The 21,070-nt window shown below is 40.4% G+C and carries 17 protein-coding genes and 1 pseudogene; 4 read left to right on the forward strand and 14 right to left on the reverse strand.

Annotated features, from left to right (window positions below):
• Nucleotides 1-385: 385 nt before the first annotated feature.
• From QVP90_RS01935 to QVP90_RS01960, 6 genes are all read right to left on the reverse strand, one after another.
• Nucleotides 386-2,431, reverse strand: a complete 2,046-nt coding sequence (locus QVP90_RS01935) for a DUF3352 domain-containing protein (protein WP_021935530.1) — start codon at nt 2,429-2,431, stop codon at nt 386-388.
• 87 nt (nt 2,432-2,518) lie between these two features.
• A complete protein-coding gene (nhaA, locus tag QVP90_RS01940; RefSeq protein ID WP_021935531.1) occupies nt 2,519-3,832 on the reverse strand; it encodes a Na+/H+ antiporter NhaA in 1,314 nt (437 codons plus the stop codon).
• A gap of 47 nt (nt 3,833-3,879) precedes the next feature.
• A complete protein-coding gene (locus QVP90_RS01945) occupies nt 3,880-5,061 on the reverse strand; it encodes a hypothetical protein (protein ID WP_021935532.1) in 1,182 nt (393 codons plus the stop codon).
• Between the two features lie 133 nt (nt 5,062-5,194).
• On the reverse strand, nt 5,195-6,976 hold the full coding sequence (lepA, locus tag QVP90_RS01950; protein ID WP_005931422.1) for a translation elongation factor 4: 1,782 nt from the start codon (nt 6,974-6,976) through the stop codon (nt 5,195-5,197).
• Between the two features lie 292 nt (nt 6,977-7,268).
• Nucleotides 7,269-7,469 (reverse strand): winged helix-turn-helix domain-containing protein, encoded by a 201-nt coding sequence (locus QVP90_RS01955; protein ID WP_005931421.1) that lies wholly within the window; start codon nt 7,467-7,469, stop codon nt 7,269-7,271.
• A gap of 150 nt (nt 7,470-7,619) precedes the next feature.
• Nucleotides 7,620-8,084 carry a C-GCAxxG-C-C family protein gene (locus tag QVP90_RS01960; RefSeq protein ID WP_005931419.1) on the reverse strand — a complete coding sequence of 155 codons (465 nt, stop codon included), beginning with the start codon at nt 8,082-8,084 and terminating at the stop codon, nt 7,620-7,622.
• Between the two features lie 76 nt (nt 8,085-8,160).
• Between QVP90_RS01960 and QVP90_RS01965 the strand changes: the two genes are divergently transcribed.
• A complete protein-coding gene (locus QVP90_RS01965) occupies nt 8,161-8,568 on the forward strand; it encodes a secondary thiamine-phosphate synthase enzyme YjbQ (RefSeq protein ID WP_005931414.1) in 408 nt (135 codons plus the stop codon).
• Between the two features lie 5 nt (nt 8,569-8,573).
• Here QVP90_RS01965 and QVP90_RS01970 read toward each other — a convergent pair whose 3' ends face one another.
• The 3 genes from QVP90_RS01970 to QVP90_RS01980 form a co-directional block, all read right to left on the reverse strand.
• The gene (locus QVP90_RS01970; protein WP_005931411.1) at nt 8,574-9,338 is read right to left on the reverse strand and encodes an exodeoxyribonuclease III; all 765 of its coding nucleotides are present in this window, start codon (nt 9,336-9,338) and stop codon (nt 8,574-8,576) included.
• A gap of 33 nt (nt 9,339-9,371) precedes the next feature.
• Complete coding sequence (locus QVP90_RS01975; RefSeq protein WP_007481227.1) at nt 9,372-10,217, reverse strand: methylated-DNA--[protein]-cysteine S-methyltransferase; 846 nt, start codon at nt 10,215-10,217, stop codon at nt 9,372-9,374.
• Nucleotides 10,218-10,289: 72 nt separating this feature from the next.
• Complete coding sequence (locus tag QVP90_RS01980; protein WP_005931407.1) at nt 10,290-11,543, reverse strand: Nramp family divalent metal transporter; 1,254 nt, start codon at nt 11,541-11,543, stop codon at nt 10,290-10,292.
• A 195-nt stretch (nt 11,544-11,738) separates the two neighbouring features.
• Here QVP90_RS01980 and QVP90_RS01985 point away from each other — a divergent pair, with 195 nt between their 5' ends.
• Nucleotides 11,739-12,131: a hypothetical protein gene (locus QVP90_RS01985; RefSeq protein ID WP_005931403.1), complete on the forward strand. Its 393-nt coding sequence runs from the start codon at nt 11,739-11,741 to the stop codon at nt 12,129-12,131.
• Between the two features lie 91 nt (nt 12,132-12,222).
• On the opposite strand, the gene QVP90_RS01990 is transcribed toward QVP90_RS01985, so the two are convergent.
• The 4 genes from QVP90_RS01990 to dnaB all read right to left on the reverse strand — a co-directional run bounded on the left by QVP90_RS01990 (nt 12,223) and on the right by dnaB (nt 17,748).
• On the reverse strand, nt 12,223-12,468 hold the full coding sequence (locus QVP90_RS01990) for a TIGR03905 family TSCPD domain-containing protein (RefSeq protein ID WP_007481230.1): 246 nt from the start codon (nt 12,466-12,468) through the stop codon (nt 12,223-12,225).
• Nucleotides 12,465-13,199 carry a YebC/PmpR family DNA-binding transcriptional regulator gene (locus tag QVP90_RS01995; protein ID WP_005931398.1) on the reverse strand — a complete coding sequence of 245 codons (735 nt, stop codon included), beginning with the start codon at nt 13,197-13,199 and terminating at the stop codon, nt 12,465-12,467. Before QVP90_RS01995 ends, QVP90_RS01990 begins: the two co-directional genes overlap by 4 nt.
• A 33-nt stretch (nt 13,200-13,232) precedes the next feature.
• On the reverse strand, nt 13,233-15,695 hold the full coding sequence (gene pheT, locus QVP90_RS02000) for a phenylalanine--tRNA ligase subunit beta (RefSeq protein ID WP_021935533.1): 2,463 nt from the start codon (nt 15,693-15,695) through the stop codon (nt 13,233-13,235).
• 493 nt (nt 15,696-16,188) lie between these two features.
• A complete protein-coding gene (gene dnaB, locus QVP90_RS02005; RefSeq protein ID WP_005931392.1) occupies nt 16,189-17,748 on the reverse strand; it encodes a replicative DNA helicase in 1,560 nt (519 codons plus the stop codon).
• Nucleotides 17,749-17,998: 250 nt separating this feature from the next.
• Here dnaB and ispE point away from each other — a divergent pair, with 250 nt between their 5' ends.
• Both ispE and QVP90_RS02015 read left to right on the forward strand, forming a co-directional pair.
• Nucleotides 17,999-18,850, forward strand: a complete 852-nt coding sequence (ispE, locus tag QVP90_RS02010; protein WP_007481234.1) for a 4-(cytidine 5'-diphospho)-2-C-methyl-D-erythritol kinase — start codon at nt 17,999-18,001, stop codon at nt 18,848-18,850.
• Nucleotides 18,851-19,345: 495 nt separating this feature from the next.
• A pseudogene (locus QVP90_RS02015) lies at nt 19,346-19,891 on the forward strand (mobilization protein); the annotation flags it as partial.
• A gap of 12 nt (nt 19,892-19,903) precedes the next feature.
• Here the strand turns inward: QVP90_RS02015 and QVP90_RS02020 are convergent.
• Nucleotides 19,904-21,070, reverse strand: a 1,167-nt coding sequence (locus tag QVP90_RS02020; protein ID WP_288203768.1) for a radical SAM/SPASM domain-containing protein, incomplete at its 5' end; no start/stop codon positions are given.

Consider the following 21,070-nt stretch of genomic DNA (forward strand, 5'->3'; position numbering starts at 1 on the left):
AATAGCGGATCAACGTTTCAATTCCACAACGGTACAATTAAGCCACACATTAAATATTCAAAAAAAGACATCTAATAATAAGCAAGTTACCCAATAAACAACACCATTTTATAACATCAATTATGTCGATGGCTAATCGTGTAAAAAACATGGAACATCGACACAATAGCTATTTCACTGTATATCAACATTTCAAAGAAAAATTTATATATCAATCCCGATTAATCAGACTATACAAACGATTATCGACAACTAAATTACAAATAAAATTCTGACATAATTTTATTTCTTAAGAAAAAAATAAGTAATACATAAGCATACATTTTCATCTGATCAATCAGAGGCTTTCTATTTAATAAAACTATATCAAAACCCAATATAACAATTAATATTTCTCTTTGCGTTCAAACTCCCCCTCGTCCGTATAATACTTCCATGTACCTTTAGGTAAGTTATTGGCATATTTCCCGCGAAGTTTCAGTTTTCCATTTTCATAATATTCGCGATAACGTCCATGACGTTTCCCTTCTTTTACTTCTGCTTCACTTTTCAGTGCACCTTCCGGATAAAACTCCCGCAAAACATTTCCTTCAAACTTCTCGACATAAAAACGCTTCAGTTCACTCATTTGCTCTTTTTCCGTAGCAACATCCCCATCCATTTCCTCATCTTCTTCATCCGTATCAATCGCAGCAATAGTTTCTTCGGGAGCATATGGACTATAATCCATCACATACTGCAAAGAAGCCGACTCCTTATTACCCACAATCTGCATTGTCCAATAAGGAAATGAATACAAAACCTCCTTATTGGCCCGTATTTCATTCCATGTGGCAGTATTCATCATCGGTTTCAGCAGAGAATAGAACTTATGCACATCCGTATACAAAAAGAGAGTCGAACTCGAATTCAAATATGAAAATGCATTTTTAAATCCTAAGGTGTTTTTCAATAAGTTCTTCTGTTCATAATCTTCTACAAATGAAAGCAAAGACGAAGCCTTATTACTGAAAACCACATAATCATCTACATATGTATAATATGGTTTCTCGAACTTATCAAACAATCCTCCGAAAAACAAACGGAAGAAACCTTTCATTTCAATATAGTTGATCTCGAAATCTTTATAATTAACCGTTTTGACTTTAACCGGAGTACGCCGTTTAACTTTCTTTTCAATGAATTCCATATTCTTACGGGCATCCTTGATACTTTTTGCACCGATAGCCAAAATAAGTTCGGGCTCATGCCCCAACAAGCCCGGCTCGGACTGCGTAATGGCAAATTCTCCCGACATCCAACTCAGAAAGTTCTCTTCCAGAGAGATGCCAAACAATCCTTCGATCTTTTTCCGGGAACTCTTATAAGAATCATACAACGGTTTGTCATGAGTAGAAAGAGCACTCTCCAACTCTTTCACAAAAGTTATCGGATTATTAAAGCCGATATTAGTATAAAAAGCTGTCCGCCCAGACAAAATCTCATGCGCTTTCATTTTATGCCTTCCCGAATTCAGCAAAGCAATAACGTAAGGATCGGCTGTATCTTTTTGTAATGTATAACCTTTCACTTCCATCCTTTTTTTATCCGTATTGAAATAAAGACCGGCAAAATCCATGGAATTACTGAACATATCGATATACTCGTTTTTAGCCCCCAGATAGATAGCCATAAACTGAGGTAAACGTGCATAATTAATAAACACCCGGACAAGACCTTTGCCGGAAACCAACCTCTCGGCTTCGATAAAGGCACGATCAAGCCCTATTTTGGGTTTATCACGCGAATCAATGGCTGCTTCTACCAGTTTGGATGTATAAGAAGCCACAAAATGATTGTCAACAAAAGCCGTATAAAAAATAGCACGCGTATCCGGATCACGCATTTCAAGAATATTAATACCATTATAATTTCGGTTAGTGACCGAATTGCCAGCCATCGTCAGCACTGTCTCAATCTGATCTTTCAACAAATCGATTTTGGATGCTTTCTGCATATCCAGAATAATCAGAAAATCCCAATCGGAAGTACGAGTCTTATGAATTGAAATAAGCATATCCCGCTTACCGACAAGTGACAACAATACTTTGTTGCCCTTAACAATCGAATCCAATGTCTCCACACTTTTCGTTATTTCCTCAAAAGATTTCGCTTTCTTCAGGCATTGCCATGTTTCACTTCCACTGAACTTTTCCCAATCCTTGACCGGAGCGGACGATTGAATGATAAATGCAGCGTCTTCCGGGACTAAATAGACCTGCTGAATATTACGATCAGGGGAAAGAAATAAATGAACTATAGAGTATACCATATAAACTGCCAATGTCACCCCTATTACAAGCAAAGTTCTCTTTATAGTTTTTCGTGCAGTATTCTTTTTCTCTCCGAAATCGAAACATTGTTCTTGCTGAACATCATTAAATTCATCCATCATAATCAGTTGTTAGCTTAAGTGGACAAAACTACAAAAAAAGATGATGCCTTACTCTTTTCTTCAGAAAAGAAACAGATTCTTTGGTTATCTTTTCTTCGGTAATACGAGATATAACACAATATACCCCAAAATACCTGCCAAAGCCGTACCGGAAAGTACACCAAATTTAGCTTGATTCAGCAATACCGGATGGGTTACACCGAATGACAGATTTGCAATAAACAAAGATACCGTAAAACCGATACCACCCAGCAAAGCAACACCGGCAATGTTTTTCCAGTCCATACCTTGCGGCATAGGCGTAAGCTTACTTTTAACTGCCAACCACGTAAAGAAGTAAATACCCAGAAATTTACCACACAATAACCCTAAAGCTACGGCAATGCTCACTTCCCCTATCACTTCTCCTCCACCACTGAACACCACTCCTGCATTCACAAAAGCGAACAGAGGAAGAATGATATAATTAACCACTCCATGAAGATTATCTTCCAGAGACTGTAAAGGACTGATCACGCGATCGGAAGCCGACTCCACTCTTTTCAACTGTGCTATCTGCTCATTGGTCAATACAATATCATTCTCACCCATAACCGGAAAAGTATTAATGATACGCCGGATACGTTCGATATATCTGCCTACACGCAGTTGAGGTTTGGCAGGTATTACAAAAGCCAATAGTACCCCGGCAATCGTACTATGAATGCCCGATTGTAAAAACAGATACCAGATAACAACACCGATAACCAGAAAAAACAATTTATTGGTAACCGCCCGTTTACCGACGAAATAAAGTAAGATTAAAAGTAAAATAGCTACCAACAAATATCCATAAGCCACATGAGAGCTATAAAAAACAGCAATAACAAGAATACCTCCAATATCATCGACTACGGCAAAAGCCGTCAGAAAAATTTTCAGACTCAACGGTACGCGCTTTCCCAACAGGCTCAGTACTCCCAACGAGAAAGCAATATCCGTAGCCATCGGAATAGCAAGTCCCTGCCCACCCGGAGTACCCGGCGCACAAACAAATGAATAGACTAAAACAGGAAACAGCATACCACCACAAGCAGCGATAAACGGCAATGCCGCTTTCCGAAAAGAAGACAGCTCTCCTACCAACAATTCACGTTTTATCTCCAATCCTACCAACAGAAAAAAGACAGTCATCAATCCGTCGTTAATAAACTCGATCATTGTCAGATTCTGACCTCCATGAGAAAGCAGATTAAAATTGCCAATCCGGAAATGAAGTTCATGCGACAGGAATTCCTGATAGACAGGAGCCACTGGAGAGTTGGCAATAATAGCAGCAGCAATCGCTGTCAGAAATAGCAAAATACTCGCCGCAATATTCATGGACGAGAAGTGTCTCATTGTTCGCAAGATAGTCATGGTATATGTGTTTTAATAATAAGATTTAAAGTATTACTCAGTTTGCGCTATTCCACATAACTTCTCAGGGCAAGTTTCTTCACCCAAAGAACAAAAATACCGGTCAATATCAGATTCAATACTATTGTAAGAACTGAAATGAGCAGAGCAGGCCCTCCCAAATTATAACCGAGAGCAATAAAAATAACTCCCGCCCCCACTTCACCACGGGTAAACATACCGATGGATAAAGCCAATCGTTCACTGAATTTACGATCACGATAGAAAAAGACAGGAAATAACTTTCCTATATTAGATAGCAGAGAAACAATAAGTACATGAAAGATAATCATGCCCCAAGGCATCATCTCCTGCGAACCGGTAACCGAATATTCTCCAGCTTGAGTCTCTGCAAAATCAACTCCAATAAAATGAGGCATACTCATCCCTACCAGAAACATGAATAGAAAAGAGATTCCGGTAGCCACTTTATGTTCAACCGGTGTATCTATCTCTTTATGTTTCATAATCATACCTACCATAAATGCAGGCAGCAGCACTTCAATATGGATGCTTCCCGCTTCGCCATACAAACTTTTACTAATCAGATAGAGAGACTGAGTAGCGATAAAGACAAGGAAAGAATAAAACAAAATGGCTTTCCAATCTTGCCGCCAATTATATTTGCCCAACTGCTTCCAGCCAAATGACAACAACAAAAACACAATCAGGACAACAATAATAAGCTGCCAGCGCAAACCGATCATCATGATCTGGAGAGGGATCATCAAAAGAATGGTATCGAGATCATCGAAAATGGCAAGTACCTGAATTTTCTTATACATCCAACTGGACTTAAGACCGATAGCTGCCAACATAGTGAAAAGAATACCGGCAGAAGTCGGTGCGGCAAAACGGCTCAGTAACAAATTCTCTTTCCAAGCTTCCCAACTATTCCAAAATTCAGGTGGAAGCAATACAAACACATAATAGAGTGCAATCAGAAACCAAGGCATGGCAGCCGTGGCCATCGCAATAAAATAATCTTGCGTATAACTTTTCCAACGAGATTTATCTACTTCAAACTCCCTGCCCACATTAATCATAATGAAGCTCAGACAGACATAAAGCAATATATTAGCAACGGTTCTTACTGCACCAATTCCTTCTGTTCCTACCAACACTGGCAGAGACTGAGACAAGACAAGACCGGCTACCAAGAAAACCGAAAACGACAGAACTTTTCTCATTTTGTATCGTATATGTTAAAATAATTGCCAGGGAAAGCTCTGTAGACAGATGGCAATTACCTGGTGTATCTAAAACTATTTACAACGGTATTTGTTCAAGATACACCCCCTTTTTAGCTATCATAAAAAAGGCTTAATCAAGTTTCAGTACGGCAAGGAACGCTTTTTGAGGCACTTCCACATTACCGATCTGCTTCATACGCTTCTTTCCTTTTTTCTGTTTCTCAAGCAACTTTCGTTTACGGCTGATATCTCCCCCGTAACACTTAGCCGTTACATCCTTACGAACAGCCTTAATGGTTTCACGGGCAATAATCTTAGCACCGATAGCTGCCTGGATAGCAATTTCAAACTGTTGTCTCGGAATCAGCTCTTTCAGCTTCTCGCACATGCGGCGTCCCATGTCATAAGCATTGTCAAAATGGGTCAATGTAGAAAGCGCATCGACGGACTCACCGTTCAACAGAATATCCAACTTCACAAGTTTGGACGGACGGAAACCGGCCGGATGATAATCAAAAGAGGCATATCCTTTGGAAATACTCTTCAATCTGTCATAGAAATCGATTACAATCTCCCCCAAAGGCATATTATAGTATAACTCCACCCGATTGCCGGATATGTATTCCTGCTTAATCAACTCACCACGTTTACCGAGGCAAAGTGTCATAATAGGACCGATATAATCGGTAGTAGTAATGATAGAAGACTTGATATAGGGTTCTTCGATATGATCTATCATCGTAGGATCGGGCATACCACCGGGGTTGTGTACCTCAGTCACGTGTCCCTGCTTATCATAAATATTATAAGAAACGTTCGGCACAGTGGTAATCACATTCATGTCAAACTCACGATCGAGACGTTCCTGAACAATCTCCATATGCAATAGTCCAAGAAATCCACAACGGAAACCAAATCCCAATGCCAATGAAGATTCCGGTTGAAAAGTAAGCGAAGCATCATTCAACTGCAATTTCTCAAGAGAAGCACGCAGATCCTCAAACTCCTCTGCTTCAATAGGATATACACCGGCAAACACCATCGGTTTCACTTCCTCAAAACCTTCGATGGCCTTATCGCAAGGACGGGCGATATGCGTGATAGTATCCCCAACCTTCACTTCCTTAGAAGTTTTAATACCTGAAATAATATAACCTACATCCCCCGTACGCAGTTCTTTACGTGGAACCATATCCATTTTAAGAACTCCTATCTCATCGGCATCATACTCTTTTCCGGTATTAAAAAACTTCACTTTATCGCCTGTACGGATCACCCCGTTCAAAATTTTAAAATAAGCAATAATTCCGCGGAAAGAATTGAATACAGAATCAAAAATCAGCGCCTGCAACGGTGCTTCTTCATCTCCTTTCGGATGTGGAATACGTTCGATAACAGCAGATAGTATTTCTTCAACTCCCATACCAGTTTTACCAGATGCACGAATAATTTCATCACGCTTGCAACCAAGCAGCTCTACGATTTCATCCTCCACTTCCTCGGGCATGGCACTTGCCATATCGCACTTATTGATAACAGGAATAATTTCCAAATCATGCTCAATAGCCATATAAAGATTCGAGATCGTCTGAGCTTGCACACCCTGCGAAGCATCTACAATCAACAATGCCCCTTCACAAGCAGCAATCGAACGTGAAACTTCATAAGAAAAATCGACATGTCCCGGAGTATCGATCAGATTCAGAATATACTTTTCACCTTTATAGGTATATTCCATCTGTATAGCATGGCTCTTGATGGTAATGCCTCTCTCCTTTTCCAAATCCATATCATCCAACATCTGACCGTTAGTTACCTGTATCGTATTAGTGAATTCCAACAGACGATCCGCCAGCGTTGATTTACCATGGTCAATGTGAGCAATAATGCAGAAATTACGTATATTCTTCATTCTTTTCTTATTATATTTCTTATTTTTTTAATGATTCGTCAACAAGAATTCTTGCCGGACATTTACATGTCTCCTTTCTTATTCCTTCAATTCGTTTGCAAATTTAGAGAAAAAAATGGGAATGTAAAACAAGTTATTAATTATATAGAGCAAAGGTCGGCAACAAGATAATACCATCGACTTACCATAAATAACATTCAGAACACATTCTATTTATTAGAATACAAAAAAATGCGTTGATCACATTCAGAATGTATCAACGCATTTTTTTATAAGTAAGTGATTTACCTTCTTAGATCAATTGAATGAAAAGTTCACCTTCAATTTCCTGAGTAGAGATCTTATCCTCTCTCAACAACCAACCAAGACCTAAAAACAAGTCTTTGTCTACTAACTTGGTTGCTTTTTTGATTTGCTTAGCGGTCAGACCTTCTGTACCGTTCAGTGCATTCCAGATTTTACCTGCAATTTCACCTGCTTTTTCTTTCAACATTTGCTTTAGAAATTTAAGTTCGACATGATGTAAAAATCGAAAGTTATATCAACTTTCAGATTTTATTTCAACTGCAAAGATAGTTATATTTATGTTATATAACACTTTATTGGTCGTTTTTTTGCAAAATCTGTAATAAAAACAGCTTTTTTAGCCTTGTTTCCGATTTTTTTCAAGGTATTCCGCCCAAATTCTTGCAGCTTCCTCTACCATCTTGGAACACGGACGTTTAGCATAATATTGCTCGGTCCGTTCTTCCGGAACAGACGAAATCTCCGCCCTTTTCTTCAACCCCAACAGTTCACCGCAATTCAATGAACCGTTTCTTTTCTTAAATTCAGCCGCAAGTTCTTGTACCAAAGCATAGTTAGCCGCCTTCCCTTCCTTATCAGCACCGTCAACCGCACCTTTTTCCAGTCCTGCCAATAGAAACATACCGCAAGCGGCGCCACAAGTTTCTCTCATTCTCCCGATACCGCCACCGAAAGAGGCTGCCATACGTAACGCCTGTTCTTCCGTAAATCCATATATATCGGCAAAAGCAGCTACTACGGACTGCGAACAATTATAACCGCTTTTGAAAAGCTGAGTAGCTCGTTGTATTCTATCTTCCATTTTTTATTTCTATCATTTAGTTGTGCAAAAGTATAAAAAAGTATCTTTGCAGAAGTAATTTAAATGAAGTAATATTATGGCTATCACTCTCGATATACAGTTACCACACTATCCACGCGGTTTCCATCTGGTGACGCGTGACATCATATCCCATCTGCCTGAATTACCTGAAAGTGGATTGCTTGTGGTGTTTATCAAGCATACTTCGGCAGGAATTACAATCAATGAAAATGCAGATCCGGATGTACGGTACGATTTCCAGACGTTCTTCAACAAACTTGTTCCGGACGGCGCACCTTACTTTGTGCATACACTGGAAGGCCCGGACGATATGAGCGCGCATATAAAGGCGTCTCTGATAGGTAGTTCAGTAACTATCCCTATCAAGAACCACAAGTTGAACCTGGGCACTTGGCAGGGAATTTATTTATGTGAGTTTCGTGATGGAGGAGATAGCCGCAAACTGAGTATCACCATACTCTGAATCCTCTAATCTTCCAATTCCAACATCATCGGGCAATGATCGGAATGTACCGCCTCATTCAATATACGTGCAGCCTTTAACATCGGTCGTACAGGTTCACTGACCATACAGTAATCTATGCGCCATCCCTTATTTTTCGCTCTCGAATTGAAACGATAGCTCCACCAGGTATACTCCTGCTTTTCAGGATAAAGCGTACGGAAAGAATCGACAAAACCGGCAGACAGGAAACGAGTCATCCATTCTCGTTCTTCGGGTAGGAAACCGCTATTTGTCGCATTTCGGATAGGATCATGAATATCGATCGGTTCATGACAAATGTTATAGTCTCCGCAAAGAATCAGCTTAGGGCGGGACTTTTGCAATTCTGTCACATACTGCTGAAAGGCTTCCAGCCATACCATCTTGAATGCCTGACGTTCATCGCCACTTGTTCCTGAGGGATGATATACACTCACAACAGACAAGTCTCCATAATCCGCACGGATAAAACGGCCTTCATTATCATATTCTTCAATTCCCATACCATATTCCACATGATCGGGCTCACGGCGGGTAAGGATAGCCACCCCACTATATCCTTTTTTCTGTGCAGAGTACAGATAGGCCTTATAACCCAATGCTTCAAACGCTTCTGCCGGATACTGTTCCGGTTGCAATTTAGTTTCTTGCAGACAGAGAACATCCGGCTGCTCCTGTGACAGCCATTCGGGCAAACCTTTGGTTACTGCGGCCCGCAGGCCATTCACATTATAAGTTATTATTTTCATAAAAACATCTATTATATGCTATTCCATTATTTTTTATTTCTCAATCTTTGCTGCTTCCCATCCTATCATAGCAGTTTTTCGAGTCAACCCCCAACGATAGCCCCCCAATGCACCGGTAGAGCGAATCACACGGTGGCAAGGAATAAGAAAAGCAACCGGATTATCTCCTACTGCCGTCCCCACAGCACGAGAGGATTTCGGATTATCCAGATAACAGGCAATATCTCCATAGGTGGTTAATGCCCCCATCGGTATTTTAAGCAATGTTTCCCATACTTTCAGTTGGAATTCAGTACCCCGTAGGTGAAGTTTCACCTCATCTATATTCGTCCAATCCATAGAAAAGACAGCAAGGGCACGTTCTTGAAATTCATCCGGACGCTTTTCGAACGTAGCATACGGAAAATGATGTCCTAACTCGTCCAACACCTGCTCCCGGTCATCACAGAAAGCCATATAACATACCCCTTTAGAGGTAGATGCCACCAGCATTTCCCCAAAGTGAGTTTCTGCGAAACGATAGTTAATGGTCAATCCACGACCACCGATTTTATATTCTCCCGGGGTCATCCCTTCGATATGGATAAAAAGTTCGTGCAAACGCCCCGTACCGGAAAGTCCCGTCTCAAAAGCAGCATCGAAAAGGCTTCCCTGTCCTTCTCTTAAAATCTTCTTGGCATGATTGACACTGATATACTGCAAAAACTTCTTTGGGCTTACTCCGGCCCATTCTGTAAATAGCCGCTGAAAATGATGGATACTTACATTCACTTCCTCCGCTACATCGAACAGAGAAGGTTGTTCCCGGTAATTTCGGGTAATATATTCAATGGCGTCTGCCACACGGGCAAAATTAATTTCGTCTTGTTTATTACTCATAATCATCCAATTTTACCGGGTAAAGTTAATGTCGCCATCCAACAACGACAACCTGTTTCTTGCTTTCTTCATTCAAGAAAACAGCAACATGATATTCAATATAGAAACTACTATCGCAATTGTATAAAGTATAAACGTACTCCAACGACTATTGACGTAATTGCCCATTACTTTCTTAGAAGAAGTCAACCCCACTTGCAAAAATACGGTAAACGGCAACTGAATACTCAGAATCATTTGTGAAATGATCAGTCCTTTAAAAGGATCGCCTATAAAAAATATCAATAACAAAGCAATGCCTAACGAGAGAATGACTCCCACCTGCGAATGACTGTCCTTTATATGATATGATTCACCAAATATTCCGGCAAAGATAGAACCGGCGGCCATTCCACTCGTTATCGTAGAAGAAATACCTGCCATCAGCAAAGCCAAAGCAAAAACAATGGCGGCATTACTGCCCAACAAAGGTTCCAGCAGTGATTTTGCCTGCTGCAGCTCCTCTACTTGTATCCCACTTTTAAAAAAAGTAGCGGCAGCAAGCAAGATCATTGCACTGTTGATGGCCCATCCCACAATCATTGAAAAAAGCGTATCGAACAATTCATACTTCAAAACTTTCCGAATAGAAGCGTCATCCTGTTTGTTATATTCATGGCTCTGTATCACTTCCGAATGAAGAAACAGATTGTGAGGCATCACTACTGCGCCAAGCACGCTCATAATAATAAGCATGCTTCCCTTAGGAATGGCCGGTGTAACCCATCCTTGCACAGCCAATGGCCAATCTATATCTACAAGAAAAAGTTCATAAATAAACGAGAGGCCGATCACAGACACAAAAGCAATGATAGACCGTTCGATTTTTTTATAAGAGTTTGTAAACAACATGACGGAAACGAAAACAGTAGTCAATACAGCTCCCCAAATTATAGGAACATCGAGTAACATTTCCAAAGCAATGGCTCCACCCAGGATTTCTGCCAGCGAAGTGGATATGGAGGCCAGCACGGCTGTTCCCAAGATAGGACGTGACACCCATTTAGGAGTATATTGAGTAGCCGCTTCAGACAAGCAAAGCCCGGTTACAATTCCCAAATGCGCCACATTGTGCTGAAGTACGATTAGCATGATAGTAGACAGAGTAACCACCCACAGCAATGAATATCCGAATTCGGAGCCGGCGGCAAAATTTGAAGCCCAATTACCCGGATCTATAAAACCGACAGTGACCAATAATCCGGGACCGATGTATCTGAACACATCCAATCCTCCCAAATAACGTTTATGGTCTTTACGTTTTAAATCCTTAAATATATTCTGCATAATAAAGTTCTGTTCTTTTCTTTTAATGTTTGCACAAAATTACGATTAAATGAAATTAAACGCAATTTTTAACACGGTTTTGTTGGATGAGAACCGCCAACCTTAATGATATTAAACAAAACAATCCGCCCATTTGTTCAGTTCATCAAAAACAATTACCTTTGAAATATTATTTATTAAAAACAAGATATCATTATGAAAAAGATCATCACAGCAGTTTGCCTTACCGTTCTCGTACTGACCTCATGCCAGCAAGCAAAACAAAAAGTATTCGAAATAGCCTCTCAGGAAGTCAATAAGCAGTGTCCCATGACCATAGACGAAATGACACGAATGGATAGCACAAGCTATACGGGAGGAGATAATACATTTACTTATTATTATACCCTGACAGGAGCAGCAGACGATCCGAACATAGCGGAAACCACTCAAAAACATTTGGAGGAAAACCTACCGGGAATCATCAAAAACACAGATGATCTCAAGATGTACAGAGATATGGATGTAACCATGGCATATGTCTATCTATCGGATAAGACTCAGCAAGAACTCTTCCGTGTAAAGGTCACACCGGATATGTACAAATAGAATCTGATAATAACATCAAAATGAGAATTCTCCTCATAAAAAACGGCGATGCTTTTTCAAGTATCGCCGTTTTTTATGTGCCCTATCAAGGTTAATATCCCATTTCATGCAACGCTTTACACAACTGATCCGGACAGGAAGTAGAACGGCGTCCACATCTGACACCTTCCAGCTTTTCAATGACATCTTCAACTTTCATACCTGTCACCAGACGGGAAATACCTTGCAAACTACCGTTACATCCACCCCAGTAAGCCACTTCTTTCAGCACACCCTCTTCTACATCGAGTTCGATATTCGTGCTACAAGTCCCCTGGGTTCTATAAACATATTTCATTCCTCGCCTTCCTCTGCCGGTTTCATGTTGGTATAGACATTCTGAACATCCTCATCCTCTTCCAGACGTTCCACCATTTTATCAATAGTAGCACGTTGTTCGGCAGTCAGTTCTTTCTCGTCATTAGGAATACGGGTAAATTCGGCTCCTTTTACTTCGAAGCCATTATCCTCAAGATATTTCTGAATCTGAGCAAACGATTTAGGGTCGCCATAAATGGTGATTTCCTCTTCATCTTCGTCATATTCATCTTCTACTCCATAATCGATCAATTCAAGAATCAGTTCATCCATCTCCAAACCTTCTTTCTTAGCGATGGTAAACATCGATTTCCAACTGAACATAAAGTCAAGGCTACCGGAAGTTCCCAGAGTGCCGCCGAACTTATTGAAAACACTACGGACATTGGCAACCGTACGAGTCGTATTATCTGTAGCGGTCTCTACAAACACAGCAATACCAAAAGGTCCGTATCCTTCATAGTTCATCTCTTTATAGTCCTTCTGGTCTTTACCCATTGCATTCTTGATAGCGCGTTCCACGTTATCTTTCGGCATATTCTCACGCTTTGCTGTGGCAACAACTGCACGCAGATGCGGGTTATTTTCAGGATCCGGACCACCGGCTTTCACTGCAATTGCGATTTGTTTACCTATTCTCGTAAATGTACGGGCCATATTGCCCCATCTTTTCAGCTTGGTAGCTTTTCTATATTCGAATGCTCTTCCCATTGGTTTATATTTTTATATATTGATTTTAAATTCTTATCTTAATTTCGCACCCAGTTTGTCTTCCAGGTTCTTCACGAGTTTCGACATGATTTTATCAATCATCTTATCATTCAGTGTCTGTGTTTCATCTTGCAACAAGAAACTTACAGCATATGACTTTTTACCCGCTTCCAGATTCTTACCTTCGTATACATCGAAGAGCTCTACTTCTTTCAGGAGTTTCTTCTCTGTTTCGTAAGCAATCTTTTCAATTTCAGCAAACTGGATATTCTTGTCGAGCAACAGCGCAAGGTCACGTTTCACAGCCGGAAATTTAGATATTTCCTTGAAGCTGACTTTCACTGAACGGATCGCTCTCATCAGTTCTTTCCAGTCCAGATCGGCATAATATACCTCATTGTCAATATCAAATGCTTTCAACAATTTCTTTGTCACAACACCGAATGTAGCCAGACGTTTACCGCCTCTGGTATGAACGGTAAGAGCCGCAGCAAAAATATCATCCGTAAGATTGCCTACCACCAGATTGCGTAAATCCAATCCCAGACGTTTCAAGATATTCTCTACATAAGCTTTCAACTCATATACCGTACTATTCTCATCCGCATGTATCCAAGAATTAGAAACCTTCTTGCCCGTTACCCACAATCCAAGATGGTAATCTTCGGCATAAGCTGCCAATGTTTTTTCCGGATTCTTCTTATCAGCATCGAAATAATAGCAATTACCGAACTCAAAGAATTTCAAGTCAGCATTCTTACGGTTCGCATTATGAGCGATACTTTCGAGCCCTCCAAATAACAATGTCTGGCGCATACTGTTCAAATCAGCACTCAACGGATTCATCAGCATCACCAAGTGATTGGAAGGATAAGACTCTAACCCGTCGTAATAAGCAGCACGTGTCAGAGAGTTGTTCAGTATTTCATTAAATCCGCAACCAACCAACTGCTCAGCTATCAAATTCTGCAGTTTATTTGATTTATCTTCCTCTCCTTTGGTAGTCAGACTCGATTTCAAGGTAGATGGTATCTCTACGTTATTATATCCGTAAATACGAAGAATATCTTCAATCACATCACAATCACGTTGCACATCCACACGATAAGGAGGAACTGCCAACGTCAAGCCTTCAGCCGTTTCATTCGTGACCTTCATTTCCAGACTTTTCACAATACTCTTGATTGTTTCCACCGGAATCACTTTGCCAACCAGAGAATTTACTTTTTCATATGCTAACTCTACGATAAAATCTTGCGCAGGAGCCACACACACGTCCTTAATCTCACTGGAGATGGTACCGCCGGCCAACTCTTTTACCATGATGGCCGCCAACTTCAGGCAATAAATAGTTATATTCGGATCGATACCTCTTTCGAAACGGAAAGAAGCATCCGTATTCAATCCATGACGACGAGCCGTTTTACGCACCCAAGTAGGATGAAAATAAGCACTCTCGATAAAAACGTTTGTGGTTGCCTCCGTAGAACCGGAATCCAATCCGCCAAACACACCGGCAATGCACATCGCCTCTTCCTTGTTACAGATCATCAAATCACGCTCATTCAATTTACGCTCTACACCGTCTAATGTAACAAAAGGAGTACCTTCGGACAAAGTCTTTACAATGACTTCCCCACCCTTTATTTTATCTGCATCAAAGCAGTGTAACGGCTGTCCGAAAGCATGAACAATATAGTTCGTAACGTCCACAACATTATTGATAGGGCGCACCCCAATCAACCGAAGCTTATTCTGCAACCACTCAGGACTCTCTTTTACAGTAACACCTTTTACAGTAATACCGGCATATCGGGGACATGCTTCACTGTTCTCTACCGTTACTTTAATATCGAGATCGTGATTTTCTACCGCAAAAGCATCGACCGACGGACATTTTAACGTAGCTTGCTTACCATTCTGAATCAGATAAGCATACAAGTCGCGTGCCACACCATAATGCGAACAGGCATCCGCACGATTGGGCGTGATATCCACTTCGAGCACATAATCACTCTTTACATTATAATAATCTTTGGCCAATGTGCCCGGAACAGCCTGTTCGGGCAAGACGATAATACCATCGTGAGAAGTCCCGATACCGATTTCATCCTCTGCACAAATCATACCGATAGACTCTACACCACGAATTTTTGATTTTTTAATCGTAAAACATTCATCACCATCGTAGAGTTTCGTGCCTAAGGTAGCAACAACAACCTTTTGTCCGGTAGCTACATTGGGCGCTCCGCATACAATCTGGGTGGGCTCGCCATTTCCCAAATTAACCGTAGTGATGTGTAAGTGGTCTGAATTCGGATGCTCCACACATGTCAACACCTCGCCAATAACGAGACCTTCCAGACCGCCTTTAATGGTTTGAACTTCTTCCACACTTCCTGTTTCCAATCCGATGGAAGTAAGCGCAGCAGCCACTTCTTCCGGTGTCAAATCGAAATCGACATACTCCTTCAACCAATTATAAGAGATATTCATATCATTAATTTTTTATTGTTTCCAAAAGTGACCCGCAAAATTACAAAGTTTTTTTGGATGACAGGGAATTATCCATCAAGCGACATACTCTTTCAGCCAATTATAAGAGATATTCATATCATTAAGTTTTTATTATTTCTCAAAAAGATTCGCAAAGTTAATAAGTTTTTTCGGTTGGCAGGAAATTTAATACATAGAAAATTAATGAAGTACAAAAATAGCCGGTATCATTTCTTAAAATCCGGAAACAATCCCAATTAGTTTACTTCACTTGCAGAGTAGTCAAGTAGTGAGCTGTTAAGTAGTGAGTAGTAAGTAGTGAGTAGTAAGTAGTGAGTAGTTAAATAGTAAGCAACTAAGCATTAATTAAATAAATAATAAACAACTAAGTAACAAGTGGATAAGCGAAAAGCATCAGACAATACATTTCTACTTACTACTTAACTACTTGACTACTTAGCTACTATATATAAACAATTCAAGCTAAAAATATTTAGAAAGGCAATGGCCCGTCACCGCCTATTCCGCCAAACGGATTATCAGCTTGCGGAGCAAAATCAGGTGTAGGAGGCGGAACGTTACCGGCACTATTCATTCGTGAACCCACTATAGGCATCGCCCCTGCATCGGGTGCAGGAATCACCATATCATCATCCGGATTTTGGAATCGAGTGTATTCACCTTTGAAACGTAAGAGCACATCTCCTACAGCACCGTTACGATGCTTGGCAATAATAATTTCCGCCATACCACGCAAGTCGTTTCCATGATCGTCTTGAAAGATCTTATAGTATTCCGGACGATGAATAAAGCACACCATATCGGCATCCTGTTCAATGGCCCCGGATTCACGAAGGTCGCTCAACTGAGGTCGTTTTCCTTCGATACCCTCACGACTCTCGACACCACGATTCAACTGCGACAAGGCAATAATAGGTATATTCAACTCCTTAGCAAGTCCTTTGAGCGAACGCGAGATAGTACTTACCTCTTCCTGACGGCTACCAAATGCCATACCGCTCGCATTCATCAACTGAAGGTAGTCGATAATGATAATCCGGACCCCATGCTCACGCACCAGACGACGCGCTTTGGTACGAAGTTCAAAAACAGACAACGAAGGGGTATCGTCGACATACAAAGGTGCGTCGATCAGATCTTTCAACTTATAATCCAGTTGCTGCCACTCATATGCAGCGAGCTGGCCGCTCTTGATTTTCTCACTCGGAATTTCACAGACATTGGAAATCAGACGATTTACCAACTGTACATTACTCATTTCAAGCGAGAACAACGCAACAGGATTCCTGAAATTTACCGCTATATTCTTTGCCATAGAAAGCACAAATGCCGTTTTACCCATAGCAGGACGGGCAGCGATAACAATAAGGTCAGAGTTTTGCCAACCGGAAGTCATCTTGTCCAACTTGGTATAACCACTCTCCAAGCCACTCAAACCATCGGTACGGGCAGCAGCTTTCTGAATCAACTGATACGCCTCACTAATCACCGGATTGATCTGCGTATAGTCTTTCTTCATGTTCCGTTGCGAAATCTCAAATAACTTTCCTTCTGCCTCCTGCATCAGATCGTCCACATCGAGCGTCTCATCAAATGCCTTGCTTTGAATCCCACTGGTAAAAGTAATCAGTTCACGCGCCAGATATTTCTGTGCAATGATACGCGCATGATACTCGATATGAGCAGAAGAAGCAACCTTACTACTCAACTGTGTTATATAAAACGGACCACCAACCTCTTTCAAATCACCGCGTTTAGCCAATTGCTCTTTCACAGTAAGGATATCCACCGGTTGCTGATTAACAGCCAAGTCTGTAATAGCTGCATAAATCAGTTGATGGCGATGCTCATAAAACGATTCCGGGCGAAGAATTTCACTTACCAGGGAATATGCATCTTTTTCAATCATCAAAGCCCCCAACACGGCTTCTTCCAATTCCGGGGCCTGTGGCTGGATACGTCCATAGTCGGTTATAGGTTGCGGAGTTTTGGATTTCGTATTACGGGAAGTTCTTTTTTGTTGTTCAGCCATCTTTCTATTTACAATTTAATATCTGCCTAATTTATTATTAAAAACCAAAACAAACCGACCGGTCGGTTCGTAAAGGGATGGCAAAGATAGAATATAATAATGAAGAATAAATAAAGAAAAATGAAGATTTTACTAACTTTGCATCGATACTTATAAACCATGAGAATCTATTTTGTTTTTTATAGAATTTCTTTTCAGGTTTCTGAGATTTCAATTGTAAATTGTAGTTTTCCTAATCGTAAATAAAAAAATGATCACATTTCCGAATGCAAAAATAAACTTGGGGTTGAATATCACAGAGAAACGCCCGGACGGATATCATAATCTGGAAACCGTTTTTTATCCCGTTCCCATCGAAGACGCTTTAGAGATACATGTGCAAAACAACTGCCAATTACCTGCTGCCAACGGGCAAGTACAAAAGTTTTCTCTTCATCAGGCAGGCTTGGAAATAACAGGAAATGCAGCAGACAATCTGGTTGTGAAAGCCTATCTGATGTTGGACAAAGTGTTCGACCTTCCTCCGGTAGATATTCATTTGTATAAGCATATCCCATCGGGTGCGGGATTGGGCGGCGGATCGTCCGATGCCGCTTTCATGCTAAAACTTTTAAACAAAAGGTTCGAACTGGGACTAACCACCGAAAAACTGGAAGAATATGCTGCAGCGTTAGGAGCCGACTGTGCTTTCTTTATCAACAATATGCCAACCTATGCCGAAGGAATCGGAAACCTATTCTCTCCTATCACGCTTTCTTTAAAAGATTATCAGATCCTATTGGTAAAACCCGATATTTTTGTATCTACGCGAGAAGCTTTTTCACTGATTAAGCCTCATAAGCCGGAATACTCGTTAAAAGAAACCATCGCCCTGCCTGTCAGCGAGTGGAAAGAAAGGTTAGTAAACGACTTCGAGGCAAGCGTATTTCCACAATACCCTGCCATCGGAGAGATAAAAGACGAGCTATACCAAAAAGGAGCCATATATGCTGCGATGAGTGGTTCGGGATCCTCCGTCTTCGGCTTATTCGCCCCGGGTACTCCCCTGCCGGAAGCCGATTTTGGAAAAGAAAGCTTTGTGTTTAAAGGAAAAATGATATAACATTTTTCCACGCAAGCAGACAGTTTCAGAAGAAACATATAATTAGAGTCTTTTTGTGCGATATTTCATGTAATTGCATAGTGTATAAGTATACCGATAATCAGATATTAGTAGGTTTTGCGGTCTGCAGAAAAACATGTATATTTGCGGTAGTTTTCATGCGAAAAGGTCACCTGAAGGTCACCGAAATGAGCGAAGTATCACTTATAAATTAACGCACGCAACTATATACTTTATTGTACCACGCATTGTGTATAAATACCGTTTGCCCATGTTGGGGTATTGACTTTATAAAGTAAAGTATAATACAGTTATTGATTGTAAAACTAAACATTAGCTAAGTTACATAGATTAAAATAATTAAGTGAACTAATACAAGTATTAATATTACAATCTTATAGTAATTATTGTATGTCCTTGCTGGAGAGAAAGGTCGTTCAAACTCTGTATAAAATTCCTTCATTACAATAGATATCTCATAATTTCCTTTATAAAAAGGCATTGGTTGAAGAAAAGCGAAGTGCCAAAACTGAGCGAGACAGGGTTTTGGCGCAAAGTCGCACATCAGCCATTGAGAGGAACGAGACTGTCAGGTAGCTTCAAGCGCAGGAAGCAAACATACAGTAGCGCATCAGCCAAGCGGTTCTTACAGCCACCAAGAAGAAAGACAATACTACCCGTTTGTTGCAGGAGGCTTTGGAAGCCAGCCGGAAAATTTTAAATGTCATAGCTAATATCCTCTACCAAGCAAGCGAAGTGTTCAGACGAGCAATTGATGCGATTGTTCATTTTGGCACAAAGCAACATAAGTCAATCTTTGCCCCATCCGAAGCCGCTGACATTAAAAGTGTGATGCAGAAATATGGGGAAACGACTGAAATACAAAAAGCTGTTGGTGACTGGCTGTGTGGCTATGCAGAACATAAGCAACCCTTTGACGAAATCAAACATCTCCACACACTCAAAGAGGTGGGCGATGTTGCAGAGGGGGCGTATGATTGGAAAATTGAGAAAGGACAAAGAAGTTTAATTTCAATGTAATAATCCTTACTTTTAGTTCTCTAAACCAGTTAATTCAGCTTTGTGAATTTTCCATTCTTTGTAACAATATTTGATGGCAATATTAAGAGATTCCATTCTATCTTTACGATAAAAATCAGAGCAATGCTTTTTCTGATTCGGACACATCTTTATCCTTATACAAGTTGGATAAAGAGGGCATAAATTGCATTCCTTTTGCTTGTCGTATCTTTCGTTCCACATCTTCAGAACAGATGAATCAATATCTTCAGTAAATATCGAACCAATCATTTTTTCTTCGGTAAAATGCTCACATTTGCCAATTATCCCGGATGGAGTTATGACTAAAGAATGACTGCTATCGGCCATACACTGATGATCGGTCATACCGTTAGGAAGTTTATAACCTTTTATATACTCCAAAACGGTGAGTTTATTCTTTAATTTGTAATAACAGCCTATTTGCTCTTGTGTATAGTCTCCCTCGAAATTAAACAGGAGGTGATTGTATATTGTCAGGTACGGATTAGTCCCAAAACGATTATGTAGAATAGCAAGTAACTCTAAAAGGTCCTCTGTGTTGTATGCGTCTTGATTAAGACGGATATTGACAGCTATCTTTGAGTTTAATAATGCCTCAATGTTGTCTAAAACAATTTGGAACTCGGACCCTTGAGAGTTAACGTATGCTTTCGCGCGCAGATATACTTGCTCCGTGCCATCTAATGTAATTTGAACTCGTTTGAGTTTCCACACATTTATTGCTTTGTTGACTATGTTTCGTGTAAAGAGCAGTCCATTGGTGATTATGTGCGAAAAGTACGAAATGCCGAAATCATTTAGTTTTTGACATATCAAATCCATTACTACTGTATTCAGCAAAGGTTCTCCTCCAAACCAAGTTAGCTTAACCTTATTTGTAGAATGGCGTTGAATATACTCACTTGTGACAAGTGCATTTTTTTCGGTCATAGAAATACGCGGAGTTCCTTTTTCATAGCAATAGAAACACCTTGCATTACAGTCTAAAGTGGTCATAATCACATAAGAATTGATGCCTTGATGCGATGCGTCATCAATCCTTTTTGTGCGCAAAAAATCGACCCAATCGCACTCATTAAAAGAATCGACAGGTAAATAGAACCAATACTCTACCAAAAAAATGAAATTTTCTTTAACCTTAATTCCGCAACACTTTGA

This window comes from Bacteroides sp. CAG:189, from assembly GCF_000432295.1.
GTDB classification, from domain to species: domain Bacteria; phylum Bacteroidota; class Bacteroidia; order Bacteroidales; family Bacteroidaceae; genus Bacteroides; species Bacteroides salyersiae.

What these genes read in the sequence shown, in the direction of transcription:
- QVP90_RS01965 (WP_005931414.1), top strand. Translation starts at nt 8,161, where the DNA reads ATGGCTATCACTCTCGATATACAGTTACCACACTATCCACGCGGTTTC.
- QVP90_RS01945 (WP_021935532.1), bottom strand. Translation starts at nt 5,061, where the DNA reads ATGAGAAAAGTTCTGTCGTTTTCGGTTTTCTTGGTAGCCGGTCTTGTC.
- pheT (WP_021935533.1), bottom strand. Translation starts at nt 15,695, where the DNA reads ATGAATATCTCTTATAATTGGTTGAAGGAGTATGTCGATTTCGATTTG.
- QVP90_RS01995 (WP_005931398.1), bottom strand. Translation starts at nt 13,199, where the DNA reads ATGGGAAGAGCATTCGAATATAGAAAAGCTACCAAGCTGAAAAGATGG.
- QVP90_RS01990 (WP_007481230.1), bottom strand. Translation starts at nt 12,468, where the DNA reads ATGAAATATGTTTATAGAACCCAGGGGACTTGTAGCACGAATATCGAA.
- lepA (WP_005931422.1), bottom strand. Translation starts at nt 6,976, where the DNA reads ATGAAGAATATACGTAATTTCTGCATTATTGCTCACATTGACCATGGT.
- nhaA (WP_021935531.1), bottom strand. Translation starts at nt 3,832, where the DNA reads ATGACTATCTTGCGAACAATGAGACACTTCTCGTCCATGAATATTGCG.
- QVP90_RS01960 (WP_005931419.1), bottom strand. Translation starts at nt 8,084, where the DNA reads ATGGAAGATAGAATACAACGAGCTACTCAGCTTTTCAAAAGCGGTTAT.
- QVP90_RS01980 (WP_005931407.1), bottom strand. Translation starts at nt 11,543, where the DNA reads ATGCAGAATATATTTAAGGATTTAAAACGTAAAGACCATAAACGTTAT.
- QVP90_RS01955 (WP_005931421.1), bottom strand. Translation starts at nt 7,469, where the DNA reads ATGTTGAAAGAAAAAGCAGGTGAAATTGCAGGTAAAATCTGGAATGCA.
- ispE (WP_007481234.1), top strand. Translation starts at nt 17,999, where the DNA reads ATGATCACATTTCCGAATGCAAAAATAAACTTGGGGTTGAATATCACA.
- QVP90_RS01975 (WP_007481227.1), bottom strand. Translation starts at nt 10,217, where the DNA reads ATGAGTAATAAACAAGACGAAATTAATTTTGCCCGTGTGGCAGACGCC.
- dnaB (WP_005931392.1), bottom strand. Translation starts at nt 17,748, where the DNA reads ATGGCTGAACAACAAAAAAGAACTTCCCGTAATACGAAATCCAAAACT.
- QVP90_RS01970 (WP_005931411.1), bottom strand. Translation starts at nt 9,338, where the DNA reads ATGAAAATAATAACTTATAATGTGAATGGCCTGCGGGCCGCAGTAACC.
- QVP90_RS01985 (WP_005931403.1), top strand. Translation starts at nt 11,739, where the DNA reads ATGAAAAAGATCATCACAGCAGTTTGCCTTACCGTTCTCGTACTGACC.
- QVP90_RS01935 (WP_021935530.1), bottom strand. Translation starts at nt 2,431, where the DNA reads ATGGATGAATTTAATGATGTTCAGCAAGAACAATGTTTCGATTTCGGA.